Genomic DNA, 15,007 nt, shown 5'->3' with positions numbered 1-15,007 from the left:
GGAATTTCCCGACCTGGTTCCCCCGCGCGGCCTACCAAAAACCGGGGGTTTGTCCCTTGTTTGGAGTTCCCTATGACATCTTCCGCACCAACATCCTTGGATCGCTTTCTTGATTGGGTCCGTGCCAACGGCGCGGAATGGCAGGGCATCACCATCGTGTCGCGCGGTGAAACGGAACGGGTCATTCATTGCGCCCAAACCCTTCGACCCGGCCAAACCGTGATGTTCATTCCGCACAAGCTGATCCTGCGCGGTGCCTCCTCGCACCCAGGGCACCCGGAGGCGGCGCGATTCAAAGATATTGAACTCGCCTCCAAGCACAGCAAACTCGCGGTGGCTTTGCTTGAGGCGGCCGACGACCCGGACCACTTCCACCATCCCTACATCGCATCCCTCCCAAAATCGCTGCACCATATCCCGGTTTTTGCCGACAGCGAGCGCCGCAAGCCCTGGTCCGGCAGCTTTTTAGGATACCTTCTTGAACAACGCATTGACGCTAACGCGCACGATTACCAAGAACTCTGTGAAAAACTACCCGGCTTTGACAAACACGGTCACGACGATTTCAATCATATGATTGCGGCGATCAATTCTCGCTGCTTCACCTTGCCGGATGTTCCGGCAAAAGACAACGCGGTGATGGTCCCGCTGATGGATATGTTCAACCATGAGATCGATGCCAATTGCTCATGGGCCTATGACAGGGAACGAGATGGATTTGTCCTGACCGCCAATCACAAAATTGAGGTAGGTCAAGAATGTACCATCGGCTACGGGGCAAAATCCTCGGCTCGGTTTCTGGCCAACTATGGTTTTGTCGAAAAGAAACCCTCAAAAACGGCAACCCACCTGCACCTCGCCCCGGCCGAAGACGATCCTGATCAACCCCAAAAAGCCCGCATGTTGGAACTCCTATCCGGGCCGTGGTTCCACTTTGAACTGCGCGAAAACGAAGGGCTCATGACCTTTATGACCGCCTTACGCTGTTGCCTCGCCGACTGGCGTAGCGAGCGACAACGCGGTCGTTTATTTGGGCACTTGCCTTTGACCAAAGCTCTTGAAAAGAAAGCTTTTGAGTATTTATTGTCGCTGGCGGAGCCCTTGCGAGAACACAGCGAAGGCGCGGCGCCCGATGATTGGGACCAAGCGTGGACCACCATCGCGACCCGTGAAAACAAGGTTCGGCGACACATCACCCGGTTCGCCAACGCCGCGCTGGTCTGTTTAGAGGACCCAACGGCACCGATTCAACCGACACCCGGCCGCCGAGGCACCCCAACCTGGTTTCAGTGGTACACCTTGTGGCGCGAGGCAACAGAAAACCAATGGCTGCATGAAGACCACGCGGCACCCGCTCCCCCGGACAATCAGGTCAAACTTCAGCCGGTCAGTGCCTACGCCTGGCCGACGCTTTGCCTGATCGAGATAAAAGAAGAACAAAAACGTTTTGTGCCCGCCCCGGAAGAAATCAAACGTCAACACCAGTTTGACGTGGGCGCTTTTCAGGTAATCGCGGTTCAGGTAGGCGGACGCCCTATCGGCTTGTTCACCTTGTCTCAGAGCGACGCGAGCACGATTTGGATCAGCGGGTTCCAGATCGATCACCGCTACCAGGGACGCGGATACGGGCATCAGGCGATGTGCCAAATAAAAGAAAACCTGGTGCAACAAGAGATTTTCAAAGAATTGCGCGTCCAGATCCACGGCGACAATCACCAAGCTTTTACCTTCTTCTGGTCGGAAGGTTTTAAATACGTCGGCCCACGCACGGGTTCCCGTTACCAAGAAATGGTCCTACCCCTCGTCCTTAAGGCGATGAAAGCCGGCTAAGAAACGGCAACGCCCGCCCGCGCTCCCCCGCCGTCTTCTTGGGTTCAGTGGTTAACGGTCTGTGATTTGGCCCGTTGAATCCGGTCCCATTGTCGCTCGGCGGAAGTGACCCACCAGGTGTCCTCCCCATAGACACGACGCATCTGCTCAAGATTGAGGCGCCGCCGTGTTTCCAATGGGTCGTGATCCCCAAACACAACATCCAGATAGGCTTGCACCCGCTCGGCCCGCAAGCGCTTGGGGTGATGTTCCCCCAGTTGTGTCTTCAACACGGCCATGGCCGCGCCCAGCCGTTTCGCTGCCGCGCCGGGGTGACCGCGATACGCGGCGATTTCGGCCTGAAGCACCTCTTGGTAGGCAAGGTAAACACTCTCGGGAACTTCTTGTTCGCGTCGGGCGAGCTCGGCTTGATGGAGAAGCGCCTCGGCCTCGTCCCACGCTCCCAGGTCCATCTGGATTTCTGCCAGCGCCAACTGGTTCCGAGCGACACGGTAATGTTTTTCCCCGAGCCGGGCCTGCCGCGTCTTAATTAAGTCACGCAGCACGGAGGCAGCCTGCTCCAGTTCACCCCGTCCCCAGGCAAGAATACCTTCCGACGCTTGTAAATCGAGTTCAAGGGTCACATCACCGGGTTCTTTCTTGAGGTAGGCGCGCAAGGCCGCGACATCTTCATCCGCCGACTGCCAGCGTCCCAGGTAGGCATGCACCTGAATCACATTGGGCCGTATTTCCTGGTGCATGTAACTGTCCGGGCCTAGGGACGTCGTTACCAGGGAAGCCAATGCTTCATAGAGCGCGGCGGCCTGGGCAAAATCGCCGTCATCGATCAGAAAACCACCCTGCTCTTGGACAAACACGGGGTATCGCAACGAAAAGCTCTCGCGATGCGCCGCCTCAACCTCGGCCATGAGGCGTTGGAACACGCGGCGCCCCAGGTCGATCCGCCCGCGAAGTACGTGAAAACGCCCTTCCATGCGCGCGGTGTCAAATCGGTGCCAACGGGGACGATCCGGCGTTTGTTCGGCCAGGAGCTTGTTTAGACCTTCTTGTGCTTCTCGCAACCGACCGACCCGGGCAAGAGTGCGCAAATATTGGGAGCGACTTAACATACCGTAATCGGATTGGGCGCCAAAGCGTTCCAACCAGGCCGCGTTTCCCTTGGCGCTGTAGGTAACCGCCTGCTCCAGGCGGCCCATGGCAAGCGCAACCTCGGACATGGCGGCATAGGTTGATCCTAACTCCGAGGTAAACCCGCGCTCTGAGCCGAGGTAGGTATCCAGTGCTTGGCGAAGCAGGGGCCGCGCCGCAAGAAACCGCCGCTGCTGAATCAGATGCAGGCCTAACAACATTTGCCGCCGCGCCGTTCCCTGGTGGGTGTCGCCGAAAAGACGTTGCTGAATGAGGAGGGCCCGACGCAAAACGGTCTCGGCCTCGACGTCGACGCCGTTGGCTGAAAGAAGCCGGCCCAGATCATCCAGGGCATTGCCGTAATCCCGACTATCCTGGTCGCCCTCCGCTTCAAAGCGACGGACGACATCACGGTAAACGACCTCGGCCTCCCGTCCCCGCGCGGAAACCTCGAAAATCTGCCCTTTCAGCGTGAGCGCTTGAAGCATTTGAATGCTGTTTTCACCGTAAACGGTCTGGGCATTGCGAATGGCTTCCTCGGCCAGCACCAACCCCTCGTCATGGCGTCCTTGATCTCGGTATACCCCCGCGAGGCCTCTTTGATAACGCATGCGCAAACCTTTTGAGGCGGTTTCCCCGCTTAACGAAACTTCTAAGGCGCGCAGGTAATAGTTCTCGGCTGCATCCAAATCGCTGAGGAAGTGGTAGGTAAGGGCCAGTTGGGAAAACAGGTCGGCCAAGTCGTTTGGCGCGCCAACGCGGTGCTCTTCAAAAAAATCGGCGGCTTTTTGATACCAAAGCGCGGCGGATTCAACCGATCCCTCCAACATAAAAATATCGCCCTGGGCGCGATAGGCTTTGAGGACCCACACGGATTCGGGCAATTCAACCAAACAAAAACTCAGCGCTTGGTCCGCGATACGACGCATATCCACGACCCGATTCATCCCATGGAACGCCTCGACCATGCTTAGCCACGTCTCGGCCTGATAGCGGGGCCGTTGGTGCGTTTTAAAAATCGCAGCGGCTTCTTCCAACAACCCCAGCGCCGTTTCGTATTCGCGCAACGACAAATAAACCTTGGCCATACGCAGGCGCAAACGCCCTTGGACGTCGTCATTGACACCGCCCTCCGCGGCCAAGCGCTCCCGGCCGACATCCAACATTTCCCGCACGGTCATTTGCCGGCCTTCATGGGTGCGCGGATCGGCGAGATCGAACAGCGAGGCCAGGAAATCGGTGATTTGTTCCGAGGACGCCCGCTCCTGCTCGGCGAGCAATCGCGCGGCCTCGGTTTGGCGTTGTTCCTGCCAAACGGCAAATAAAGCGCCAAGGAGAATCGCAAAGGTAAGCGCGGTGAACGAGAGCACGAGTCGGTTGCGCTGGACCAACTTACCCACCCGGTAGGTCCAGCTTTGCGGCCGTGCCCGAATCGCATAACCACCGAGGTAGCGCGCCACGTCGTCGGCCATCGCCTGGACCGATTCATAACGCGCGTGGGGTTCCTTGCGCAGCGCCTTGGCCACAATGTGCCCCGGTTCGCCGCGTAAAAGGCGACGCAGACGCGTGGGGTCGACACCGCGGTTGGCGGCAACCTCGACCGGATCAAAAACAGCGGCACTGAGGTGGTGGTGCAAGGAGGGCGCCTCTTCCTCGGCCATAACCTTCAACGCGGTCGGCAAAGACTTCCGACTCAAATAAAACGGAAGGGTCCCGCTCAACATTTTAAAAAGGAGCACGCCTAAGGAGTAAACGTCGGTCGCGGCGGTAAGCCGGCCGCCATGCCACTGTTCGGGCGAGGCATAATCGGGGGTCATCATGCGGTTGCCAAATTGGGTCAGGGCGGTTTGGGTGCCGCTTTCGGAATTCATCATCGCGGCAATCCCGAAATCAAGCAATTTGGGAACACCGTTGACGTCAACCATGACATTGTCCGGTTTAATGTCGCGATGAATCACCAAATGCTGGTGGGCGAAACTCACGGCTTTACAAATTTCGATAAACAGCGCGAGGCGGCGGCGAATGGTGGCTCGGTGTTGATCGCAGTACTGGGTCACGGGCAAGCCGTCGACATACTCCATCACCAGCCACGGGTGCCCACTCGGCGCCGCACCCACATCGTAAAAGCGGGCGATATTGGGATGGTTGAGCTGCGCCAAAATCGCTTGCTCGCGTTCGAAGCGACGCAAAAAATCGGCGTCCACCAAACGCAACACCTTGAGGGCAACTTTCTGATCGGCGGCATCGGTCCGCTCGGCCAGGTAAACCTCGCTCATGCCGCCGGTGCCGATGCGCCGCAAGATGCGGTAACGCGATAAAATATCGCCTTCAGAAAAAAGAGACGATGCCACATCTGGACGCGGCAAAAGATCGGGTGCGTTCCCGGTCGACTCGGTCGATTCTGTCGACTTTGTCGACTCGGTAGCCCCCGCGGCCTCGACCCGAGAACGTCCGCCCGGCGGGGTCGGCTCCTCGGTCGGCGACCCATTCGCTTGATACACCATAGGTCCACTTCCAAACTGAAGCGCGACGCGGTGCGGGCCTTTCCACGAATGAGCGCGGCAGCCCGGGCACACACGCCGGTAACTCAATTATCGGACCATCAGCACAAGCGCTTTAACCTAAGAAGCGCGATAAGAGCGAGGGATTTTGGCTAAAAACCTGGAGCGAAACGGTTTGGAAAAAGCGAGCCGGGGTCGCGCTCGACCGCACCCGCCGGCCCTGAGCATTTCCACAGGCCGTTGTAGCCCAGAGGTTTAGCAAAAATCACCGTGAGTTATCGCGCTTCTTAGGGTTAACAACAGCCGTGCGAGGAACACGCGGTTGCTTTAGACTTTGGACGATTTACGCTGCACCACCGAGGGAACCTTGCGACACCACTCCATGGGCCGTTCGATCAGTTTTTCCCCGAACGAAGCATAACCAATCATGGAGTCGTTGGCCGTTTCGGCCAAGGTGAACAACTTGTCCTTAAGCGCGAACGCGTTGAGGCCTTGATCACTGAGGTAGTAGTTGTAGATGCGATCCGCCTGCAAAAAAACCGGCGTTTGGTAGGCGACAAACTTACGACAGGTCTCCAAACGCAAGGCGTAAGCATGGCCCCCCACCAATTTGCCAATCCGGTACAGGTGATCCGAAAAGGGCTGCATGAGCAAGTTGTCGATAAACCCCTTGCTCACCTTGTGCCAATTAAACCATTTCAACTGGTGGTAAAGCTGATAGGTAGCGCGCTGAAAATGGGTTTTGAAGGAAGGGTACTTTTCACTGTAGTAACCCAACATCAGCAACTCCCATTGATTGGGAAGTTCTTCCAAGGCGCGACCAAAAGAAGCAAGTCGAGACCGCTCCAGATGGATGTCGTCCTCGAGAATTAAGATGGATTCATAACCTTTGTCCACCGCGTCTTGCCAAATATTGCGGTGGGACAAAGCACAGGCAATTTCACCGAGATTCATACCGCGATGGGTTCGTTTACAGGAACGGTGACGTTGATCGTCGTAAACGCCCTTATCGATCAGGGTATCGCGGTCCAGTTGGTGTTTATCAACGCCGGTAAAAAATTCAAACGACAGGCCTTTTAATTCTGATTCAATGTGGTTACGCCGATGATGGGCACGCTCCAGCGTCAACACATAAATATGGTCAAAAAATTGGTTCAGCATCTTCCACCCTTGTGTGCCTCGGGACGAGACCCAACCGCGCACATGCTCGACCGGTGTAAAACCACGAAAAAAACAACATTTTTGCAAACCCCGGCGCGGTCTTCCCGTAAATAAGGTTACGGTGGGGACAGGCGGCCTTTGCTTGTGTCCAAGAACGTGAGATTGGATGGGTCCCGCCGATTCGCCGCCCCTGTGAACGGGCAGAAGGCGAGACACACACCGACTCGTCCGCATTTCTCACAAGGGATTCTGCTCCGAAGCCTAAATGCGGGCTATGACGACACGCCGTGAAGGGCGATCCTTGTCGAACATGTTAGGTGTGGATCAAGTTGATCCTTTATACCGAGACAACTCTCCTATTGAAATCGATAAAACCCGGATTGCGGTCGTTCAAAAACACGACCAGAAATGGATAGAGTTTGGATGCAATCCGATTGAAGCGAGCGCCCCAATGTCCGAAGAATCGGCCTTCCCGATGAGCATTGGCTCAAACGAGGAAGGTGTAACCGGGGGCCGGCGACATACGCGTCCGTTGTAAGATACAGAACAGCACTTTTTGTCAGAGTTAGCTTACACGATCTCACGGAAAAATGAAGCGCAGAATTGATGACGCTTTAACCTAAGAAACGCGATAACTCGCGGCGATTTTGGTTAAACCTCTGGGCTGCAACGGCCTGTAAAAATGCTCAGGGCCAACGGGTACGCGTCGTGCGCGACCCCGGTCCGCTTTTTTCAAACCATTTCTCTCCAGATCTTTAGCCAAAATCCCTCGCTTCAGCGCTTCTTAGGTTCAATGCGTGACGCCACAAACCCGCGTTTTGAAAACGCGTTCGAAAAACGCGCGACCGAGTCAGCCACGGGCCGGCCCACTTTTCCGTTTTCCCATAAATCGGGAATGAACATCACATTCTCAGTGTTGAAGCAAACAAACCCAAGATGTCGTTTTTGCTTCAAAGTCCCGGCTTATCGTGCGATAAAGAAACCAAACCCCTTTATCAACATGCACCATCGACGCTGAGACCTCCCGGCACACGTTCCTTGCCGGTGCCCGTCGCCCCAAAGGCAGCTGTATGAAACCCATTAATCGCCCACCGCGTCTGAGCATGGCCCTCCTTATGGCGTTGAAATTCACCTTTGCGATGATCCTTATCTCGCTGGTTTTACTCAGTATATCCTTGTACTTCATGCGACAACTTTCAATTCAACGCCTGGGTTCGGAACTCAAACGCATCGTGACCACGGCCAGCTTGAAAATCGACGGCGAGGCCCACCAAAAGTTCCGCTCCAATGAGGATGCCGACAATCCGGCATGGCGCGAAATCCGCGGTTACTTGAGCCAGGTACAACAGATTAATGGGCTTGAATTTGACCACCTGTACACCTTTCACCTGCCCGATCAGGAACATCCCGGCCAAATCCAATTTGCCGTCATGCTCCATCCCGACCCTTTTGTCGGTGCGGTCTACCAAATTCCCGAACGAAACCAGCCCATATTTCAAAAGGCCTTGGCAACCGGCGAACCCCAAAAAACCGGAGTTTATACGGACGATCACGGCTCTTGGCTTTCCGCCATCGCCCCCATCCGCGACCGCCAAAATCACATTGTCGGCCTCATTGAGGCCGACTACCGGGTCGACGGCAACAACGCCGCCTACCTGGCCGCCCTCTCAGCTTACATATTGCCGTTATTGGGTTTATTCGCTATTTTCATTCCGCTCGGCATGGCCGTTATCTGGTACTTGACCCACACCGTCGCCAACCCAATCAGCACCCTTGCCGCCACGGCGCTTACCGATCCCGAACAAGAAGCCGCTTTTTTTTGCGGTCCCAGCCCCTGGCGCGAGGTCGATCAATTGGCCAAGGCGCTGGTCAAAATGCGGCACCGCATCCAAACGCAAATCGCCCAGTTACGCTCTTTTAACGAAGCACTTGAGGTCAAAGTCAAACAGCGAACCCGCGAGTTGGAACAGGCCCAGCACGAACTCAAGCTCCAAACCCAACGCGAGCTGGCCTACCAAAAAACCCACGACAGCCTGACCGGTCTCGCCAACCGCCATCTCTTCGCCGAACGCCTCGCCGCCGGCCAAATGCGTGCCCTCCAAAACGACCACCAACTCGCGGTGCTCGTCTTGGACATTGACCGCTTCAAACACCTAAACGACAACCTCGGCATCGCTCAGGGCGACACCATCCTGCGCGAGGTCGGCACCCGGCTTGAGGGTGCGCTCAAACGAACCGACACCGTGGCCAGAATCGACGGAGACGAATTCGCGGTGCTCCTCAGCAAGCTTCACTCTGTCCAGGAAGCCGCCCGCACCGCCGAACGCCTGATCCAAGCCGTCGGCCAACCGCAAACCGTCGGCGATTTGGACATCCATGTCTCCCTCAGCGTCGGCATCGCGCTGTTTCCCGACGACGCCCAGGTACCCGACGAACTGACCGCCTGTGCCGAAAAAGCATTATCCGCCACCAAAACGGGCGGTGGCGGCGGGTTCACCTTCTTCAGCAAACAACTGGTGCCGGCGAGCGCCCGGTTACTGGCGCTTGAGAACGAACTGCGCAAGGCGCTCAACACCGACCAGGTCTGCCTGCATTACCAACCCCAAATCGACATCCACAGCGGCGAAATCATCGGCGCGGAGTCCCTCATGCGCTGGATCCATCCCGAGATGGGTTTTATCAGCCCCGGCGAATTCATTCCCCTCGCCGAGGAAACCGGGCTGATGGTTCAAATCGGTAAATGGTCCATTCGCAGCGTCTTGCGCACGGTTCAGGACTGGCATCGCCGCGGGCTGACGCCGATCGTGGTGGCCGTCAATCTCTCGGCCCGCCAATTTGCCCAAGACGATTTGGTCGCCTTTATGGCGGAAAGTCTGGCCGAGGTGGCGCTGGGCGATTTCCGCATTGAATTGGAAATCACGGAAAGTATCGCCATGGGCGATGTAGAAACCACCGTCCGTAAACTGGCGGACTTACGCGCCATGGGGTTGATGGTCGCCCTGGACGATTTCGGGACCGGTTATTCCTCGCTGTCCTACCTGAAACGCTTCCATTTGGACAAACTCAAAATCGACAAATCCTTTGTGGACCATGTGGCGGAAGAACCGGAGGATTCCGCCATCGCCAAGGCGGTCATTGAAATGGGTCACGCCCTCGGCCTCAAGGTTATCGCCGAGGGTGTCGAAACGCAAACCCAGTTGGATTACCTCAAAACCTTGGGATGCGATGAAATTCAGGGTTACTACTTCAGCAAACCCTTGCCCGAGGCGGAAATCGTTGATAAATGGCTAGCGCGGGTAAATTCTGAAATTGGCTAATGGCGCCCTGTTTTAGTCCTGAAACCCAATCTTTCCCAGGGCGCTCCCGCGCTGTTCTGATCTGGCGCGGCGTTGTAATTTGCCATAGCGGACCCACATCCCCGAGCTTTACTTGATCGCTTTTCTCGACGACTTGCGCTTTATGGGATTAGGACCGACGCGGCGACCCAAGTGGGTTTCGCGCTCAAAAACGGTGCACCACCGATTCAAGGCTGCTTATGAAATTGTTTGTTCGATTGGGTTTGTGTGTCCTGCTGGCCGCGACCACTGCAATGCTTTTCCCCCGTATCCGTTACCAATACTTGGTGGTTCACCACACCGCATCGGATACGGGCAACCTTCACAGCGTTCGGCGCGGCCATTGGGCGCGGGGCTGGTTTGACGCCGGTTACCACTTGATTTTGAGCAACGGCAGCACGGCGGTGCCGGCCGGTGACCTAGAGCCCAGCCTGCGTTATTGGTTGGGCACCCATTCGGTGGCAACCCGAAGTAAACGGCACAATGTGCTGGGATTGCACCTTGCGGTCGTGGGGAATTACGAGCAACAGCCCCCCTCCCCTGCAACCCGCGCGCACTTGGCCCATGCCCTGAAACTGCTCAGTGAACGCTACGGCGTCCCATCCGCGAAGATCCTGTTGCACCGGGATTGCAGTGCAACCGCCTGTCCGGGCCGCAACATCCAACGGGCCGATCTGGTGCGATGGGTCGACCAAGAATCGGGCAAAGTTACCCCCGCCGTCGCCGCACGGCAGCGCGCGGTTCTGGCAAAAACCCTAACCGCCCCCGGCATCCTGTTCCCGTTGTTTTTGGGCGGCTTGGTTTCCATCTGGGGTCTTCAGCATCGATGGCGCATGCGCCGACGACGTATTTCGCAGCCAACCGCAAACGGAGCCGGCCTTTAGCTCATTTCTCGCGAAGCCGCGAGGAAAGAGCGAAAAGCCGCGCCTGGGCATCATCGCGAACTACGATTAAGCCGGCGACGCCTCGCCTGAGCGGCGGTATTCCAAATGGAGTTCGGAATCGACTTGCTCACAATGATGCAGGAGAAAGGAAACCGGCGGCTTTAGCGAGGGACCGTTCACCAAAAGCGGGGCATCCCGACCGCCAAGCGCCACCGGGGCCAGGGTCAGATAAAAACGATCCACAAGATCGCGCGCCAACAACGCGTGTACCAAGGTTCCGCCACCCTCGGCCAAAACTTGGCCAAAACCGCGCGCGTGGAGTTGGTTAAAACCGAATTGGAACAGGTCCTGATCACCGGCCTCAAGCACGGTCACCCCCACGTCGGCGGCGCTTTGGCGGACCGACGCGGGCGCCTCGGTGGTCAACACAAAAATGGGTTGCTTGGCTCGCGTAAAGTAACCTGCCCGCCATGGCAGATCAAGCGACCGCGAGACGATGACCACCGCTGGATGAGGCGGCTTTCCGGCGGCGCGGCGAAGTTCGGCCAAATCCGCGTTGCGAACCAGAGGCGGCAGCAATTCGTGGCGTACCGTGTTGGCGCCCACCATCAGCACATCGGCCTCAGCCCGCAGGCGAAACAATTTTTCGCGATCATACCGCGAGGTAAAATTGGGCGCGCCCTCGGCGGCGTCGGCGATGCGGCCGTCCATAGACGCCGCCAAGCACAAAAACACCCTACACGGGGAAGCCAACATGACCTTGCCCTATGGTGATCCCAACAACCTCGGCACCCCGCGTTTGTTTCGGGCGCGGCGGCCCTTTTTTGCCGCAGGCCGTGAACAGCGCGGCAACGGCGATCAGCAACACACAACGCCGAACCCATACCCGTAACGACATAAGAAACCTCATCTGTTCGGCCGAAACCCGGGTGTTCCCCGGCGGGGAACCCATCCAAAATTCAAAAGGTTTAACGACTCTGGCGGAAGTGCGCAGGAATCGAACCCACCGTCCCAGGGAAACCCGTGGGACCAACGGTTTTGAAGACCGCGAACGGCACCAGCCGCCCCCCACTTCCACCGCCAAGCTTAGCGAGCAGCGCCGCTTAAGGCAAGCGGTGCCGGCCGCCGCGCGGACTTTTGGCAAACCTCATCCCCTCCTCAGACCTAAGAAACGCGATAACTCGCGGTGATTTTAGCTAATCCCCTGGGCTGCAACGGCCTGTAAAAATGCACAAGGCCAAGGGGAGCGGTGGTGCGCGACCCCGGCCCGCTATCTCAAACCATTTGGCTCCAGATCTTTAGCAAAAACCCCTCGCTTCAGCGCTTCTTAGGTCAGAAACCCGGCGGCCGTCCCTCAAAACCAAAATCATTGGTCATTCACCCAAAATACGCCATAATGGGCCGAATTTCTCACGGTTACCCGGCGCAAAACGCGGGTTTGCTGTTTTTCGGCAAATCCCTTTCGACGCCGATCCCGCCGATGCGCGGCCCGGTTCGTATTCTTCGCCCCGCCGTTTCCCTGACCACCGCACGGCTGCATCCCCATGCGGGGGTACAGGATGTTACTTAATTCCACCTTCCTTGTTGCGCGGGCACCGCACCTTGTTCAACGAGAACAAGCGGAACCCGAATGCCTGCATTGATAAGGTACGTTCTCAGAGGAGCTTTCACGTGAACTCATTCTTTTCTTTCAGCCGGTCAATGCTGTTGCGCCCGGCCCTGCTTTTCTTCGTAGCTTTTAGTCTCATCCCCGGCATGGCCTCGACCAACGCCGAAGCGCCGACGGCCTCAGCCAAATCAAAGGCCACGTCCGGCTTAAGCGAGGAGCGCAAAAACATGTACACCCAAGTCACCTTGCAAACCGACCTAAGCCACCTCAGTGACAACCAGCGCAAGATGATCGGCATCCTGATTGAAATCTCGGAAATCATGGACCGTTTGTTCTGGCGCCAATCCTACGGCGACCAGGCGGCGCTGATGGCCAAAATCGACGACCCGGCCACCAAACTGTTTGCCAAAATCAACTACGGCCCTTGGGACCGCCTTGAAAACAACACGTCCTTTATCAAGGGCTACGGTAAAAAGGCGGACGGCGCCGAATTTTACCCCAAGGATATGACCAAAGAAGCGTTGGAAGCGGCCGACCCCGCGGTTCGCGATCAGTACACCATGGTCATCCGCGATGAAAACGGCAAACTCAAAGCCGTTCCCTACCACGAATACTTCAAGGAAGACATCGCCCTGGCGGCGAAGAAACTGGAAGAAGCGGCGGCACTCGCCGAGGACGCGGGTTTCAAAAACTACCTGATCCAACGCGCCAAAGCCTTGCGCACCAGCAAGTATTTTGAATCTGATATGGCTTGGATGGACATGAAAACCAACGCCGTGGATTTTGTGGTCGGTCCCATCGAACACTACGAGGACAAAATCGCCAACTACAAAACCGCGTTTGAAGCCTACGTGCTGATCAAAGACACGGCCTGGAGCAAACGCTTGGAAAAGTACGCGGCCATGTTGCCCGAACTGCAAGCCGGCCTTCCGGTTGAAGCCGCCTACAAAAAAGAAACACCCGGCACCGACTCCGACCTCAACGCCTACGACGTCATTTACTACGCGGGCGATTGCAACGCCGGCTCCAAAACCATCGCCATCAACCTGCCCAACGATGAAAAGGTTCAGTTGGCCAAGGGCACCCGCCGTCTGCAACTGAAAAATGCAATGCGCGCCAAGTTCGACAAAATTTTGGTGCCCCTCAGCGATATCTTGATTGACGAGGCTCAGCGCAAGCACATCACCTTTGACGCCTTCTTCGCCAACACCATGTTCCACGAGGTGGCGCACGGACTCGGCATCAAAAACACGATCAACGGCAAAGGCCTGGTCAAAAAGGCCCTCAAAGAGAAAAGCTCGCCGATTGAAGAAGGCAAAGCCGACATTCTCGGCTTGTACATGATCGGCGAATTGCTCAAAAAAGGTGCCTTGGAAGGCGACATCAAAGATTTCTATGTCACCTTCGTCGCGGGGATCTTCCGCTCCGTCCGTTTCGGCGCGGCCAGCGCCCACGGTCAGGCCAACATGCTCCGTTTCCAAGCGTTTGTCGACAGCGGTGCAATTGTACGCGATGGGGAAAAAGGCACCTGGCGCGTCGATTTCGACAAGATGCCGGAGACGGTTCAGGCCCTCAGCGCCAAGATCCTCAAGCTCCAAGGCGACGGCGACTACGCGGCGGTTCACACCTGGTTCAAAGAGAAAGGCGCCATGCCGAAAAGCCTGCAAGACGATCTGAAACGTCTGGCCGATGCGGGTATCCCACGGGATATTTACTTCAAACAAGGGCGCGAGGTTCTGGGTCTGTAACGCCTTCCCGACCTAACCCGCACTTCTCACAAGAAATTCTGCTACGGGGCAACCCATGCGATTACGAGGGTTTGCCTTCCGCGGGGCGGCCGGCCGCATTACTCTGTCGAGCCGCCTTCGCCTCAGCTGCTACGCCGACCTATCGGACCCCGATAGGTCGGACCCCGATAGGTCGGACCGCGATAGGTCGGCCCCGCGAAAGGTCGGCCCCTGTGCCGTCTCTCGGTCGTAACCTTCGTACTCACAAGGCTTTCTGCTTCTCGTGACGAATCCTTGTGAGAATTGCGGGCTAAGGCCGACCCGGAAAAACCGCGACAGGGTCGCGGCTTTTCCTTTTGCTGCCTGCTAATCGGTTATTCGACGGAAAAAACGCGCACCAGTTCAATGCGGTTGCCCCGTGCGTTGCCGCGCAAATCGTAGCCGTAGGAACGCATTAACAAAATCCCACGGCCACAATCAAGTTCGGCGTCAACGCTGTCAACCGCACGTTTTTTCCGCCAATCAAAACCGGCGCCTTGATCTTCAAAAACCAAGGTCAGTTGGTTGTCGCGAACCCGCGCTTCAAACACAACTTTTTTGCCCAAATCCTCTTGGTTGCCGTGAACCACCGAATTGGTCAGCCCTTCGCGAATGACCACCTCAATTTCAAAATCGTCGTAACCCGGCAAGGCGCAAGCCCTCAAAAAAGCCAAGATCTCGACAACGGCACGGTCGACCAGATCCAGGCGCGACTGGAACTGAACCCAAAAAAAACCGTCTTCAACCCGGCTGCTGTATTCAGCGGTGGGTGGATGTTGCGCGTTGCCCATTG

At 56.9% G+C, this 15,007-nt stretch carries 11 protein-coding genes and 1 tRNA gene; 5 read left to right on the top strand and 7 right to left on the bottom strand.

What is annotated here, in order from left to right; genetic code table 11:
* Window positions 1-72: 72 nt before the first annotated feature.
* Window positions 73-1,830, top strand: a complete 1,758-nt coding sequence (locus J3U88_RS04490; RefSeq protein WP_207857111.1) for a GNAT family N-acetyltransferase — start codon at window positions 73-75, stop codon at window positions 1,828-1,830.
* Window positions 1,831-1,874: 44 nt separating this feature from the next.
* On the opposite strand, the gene J3U88_RS04485 is transcribed toward J3U88_RS04490, so the two are convergent.
* Together J3U88_RS04485 and J3U88_RS04480 are read right to left on the bottom strand one after the other, a co-directional pair.
* Entirely contained in the window at window positions 1,875-5,462 is a 3,588-nt protein-coding gene (locus J3U88_RS04485; protein WP_207857109.1) for a serine/threonine-protein kinase, read from the bottom strand.
* Between the two features lie 324 nt (window positions 5,463-5,786).
* Window positions 5,787-6,620: a glycosyltransferase family 25 protein gene (locus J3U88_RS04480; RefSeq protein WP_207857107.1), complete on the bottom strand. Its 834-nt coding sequence runs from the start codon at window positions 6,618-6,620 to the stop codon at window positions 5,787-5,789.
* Window positions 6,621-7,690: 1,070 nt separating this feature from the next.
* Here J3U88_RS04480 and J3U88_RS04475 point away from each other — a divergent pair.
* Both J3U88_RS04475 and J3U88_RS04470 read left to right on the top strand, forming a co-directional pair.
* Window positions 7,691-9,937: a putative bifunctional diguanylate cyclase/phosphodiesterase gene (locus J3U88_RS04475; RefSeq protein WP_207857105.1), complete on the top strand. Its 2,247-nt coding sequence runs from the start codon at window positions 7,691-7,693 to the stop codon at window positions 9,935-9,937.
* Between the two features lie 218 nt (window positions 9,938-10,155).
* Entirely contained in the window at window positions 10,156-10,839 is a 684-nt protein-coding gene (locus J3U88_RS04470) for a peptidoglycan recognition protein family protein (RefSeq protein ID WP_207857103.1), read from the top strand.
* 66 nt (window positions 10,840-10,905) lie between these two features.
* Here J3U88_RS04470 and J3U88_RS04465 read toward each other — a convergent pair whose 3' ends face one another.
* On the bottom strand, window positions 10,906-11,595 hold the full coding sequence (locus J3U88_RS04465; protein WP_279382472.1) for a RibD family protein: 690 nt from the start codon (window positions 11,593-11,595) through the stop codon (window positions 10,906-10,908).
* Here J3U88_RS04465 and J3U88_RS04460 point away from each other — a divergent pair.
* Entirely contained in the window at window positions 11,594-11,731 is a 138-nt protein-coding gene (locus tag J3U88_RS04460) for a hypothetical protein (RefSeq protein ID WP_207857099.1), read from the top strand. The two genes, J3U88_RS04465 and J3U88_RS04460, sit on opposite strands and share 2 nt — an antisense overlap.
* A gap of 86 nt (window positions 11,732-11,817) precedes the next feature.
* Here J3U88_RS04460 and J3U88_RS04455 read toward each other — a convergent pair.
* A tRNA-Sec gene (locus J3U88_RS04455) sits at window positions 11,818-11,915 on the bottom strand.
* A 591-nt stretch (window positions 11,916-12,506) separates the two neighbouring features.
* Window positions 12,507-12,683, bottom strand: coding sequence for a hypothetical protein (locus tag J3U88_RS04450; RefSeq protein ID WP_207857097.1), 177 nt, complete (start codon window positions 12,681-12,683; stop codon window positions 12,507-12,509).
* On the opposite strand from J3U88_RS04450, the gene J3U88_RS04445 reads away from it, so the two are divergent.
* Window positions 12,676-14,196, top strand: a complete 1,521-nt coding sequence (locus J3U88_RS04445) for a dipeptidyl-peptidase 3 family protein (protein WP_207857095.1) — start codon at window positions 12,676-12,678, stop codon at window positions 14,194-14,196. The genes J3U88_RS04450 and J3U88_RS04445 overlap by 8 nt on opposite strands.
* Window positions 14,197-14,325: 129 nt before the next feature.
* Here J3U88_RS04445 and J3U88_RS35230 read toward each other — a convergent pair whose 3' ends face one another.
* Both J3U88_RS35230 and J3U88_RS04435 read right to left on the bottom strand, forming a co-directional pair.
* Window positions 14,326-14,514 carry a pentapeptide repeat-containing protein gene (locus J3U88_RS35230; protein ID WP_207857260.1) on the bottom strand — a complete coding sequence of 63 codons (189 nt, stop codon included), beginning with the start codon at window positions 14,512-14,514 and terminating at the stop codon, window positions 14,326-14,328.
* Window positions 14,515-14,549: 35 nt separating this feature from the next.
* A complete protein-coding gene (locus J3U88_RS04435) occupies window positions 14,550-15,005 on the bottom strand; it encodes an ATP-binding protein (protein WP_207857093.1) in 456 nt (151 codons plus the stop codon).
* Between the last annotated feature and the right edge of the window lie 2 nt (window positions 15,006-15,007).

It is taken from the genome of Acanthopleuribacter pedis (assembly GCF_017377855.1).
GTDB classification, from domain to species: Bacteria; Acidobacteriota; Holophagae; order Acanthopleuribacterales; family Acanthopleuribacteraceae; genus Acanthopleuribacter; species Acanthopleuribacter pedis.
This window is presented reverse-complemented; position numbering and strand designations above follow the sequence as displayed.

Coding starts and splice junctions, on each gene's coding strand:
- J3U88_RS04470 (WP_207857103.1), top strand. CDS start 10,156: ATGAAATTGTTTGTTCGATTGGGTTTGTGTGTCCTGCTGGCCGCGACC.
- J3U88_RS04460 (WP_207857099.1), top strand. CDS start 11,594: ATGACCTTGCCCTATGGTGATCCCAACAACCTCGGCACCCCGCGTTTG.
- J3U88_RS04490 (WP_207857111.1), top strand. CDS start 73: ATGACATCTTCCGCACCAACATCCTTGGATCGCTTTCTTGATTGGGTC.
- J3U88_RS04445 (WP_207857095.1), top strand. CDS start 12,676: ATGTACACCCAAGTCACCTTGCAAACCGACCTAAGCCACCTCAGTGAC.
- J3U88_RS04485 (WP_207857109.1), bottom strand. CDS start 5,462: ATGGTGTATCAAGCGAATGGGTCGCCGACCGAGGAGCCGACCCCGCCG.
- J3U88_RS04475 (WP_207857105.1), top strand. CDS start 7,691: ATGAAACCCATTAATCGCCCACCGCGTCTGAGCATGGCCCTCCTTATG.
- J3U88_RS04480 (WP_207857107.1), bottom strand. CDS start 6,620: ATGCTGAACCAATTTTTTGACCATATTTATGTGTTGACGCTGGAGCGT.
- J3U88_RS04435 (WP_207857093.1), bottom strand. CDS start 15,005: ATGGGCAACGCGCAACATCCACCCACCGCTGAATACAGCAGCCGGGTT.
- J3U88_RS04465 (WP_279382472.1), bottom strand. CDS start 11,595: ATGTTGGCTTCCCCGTGTAGGGTGTTTTTGTGCTTGGCGGCGTCTATG.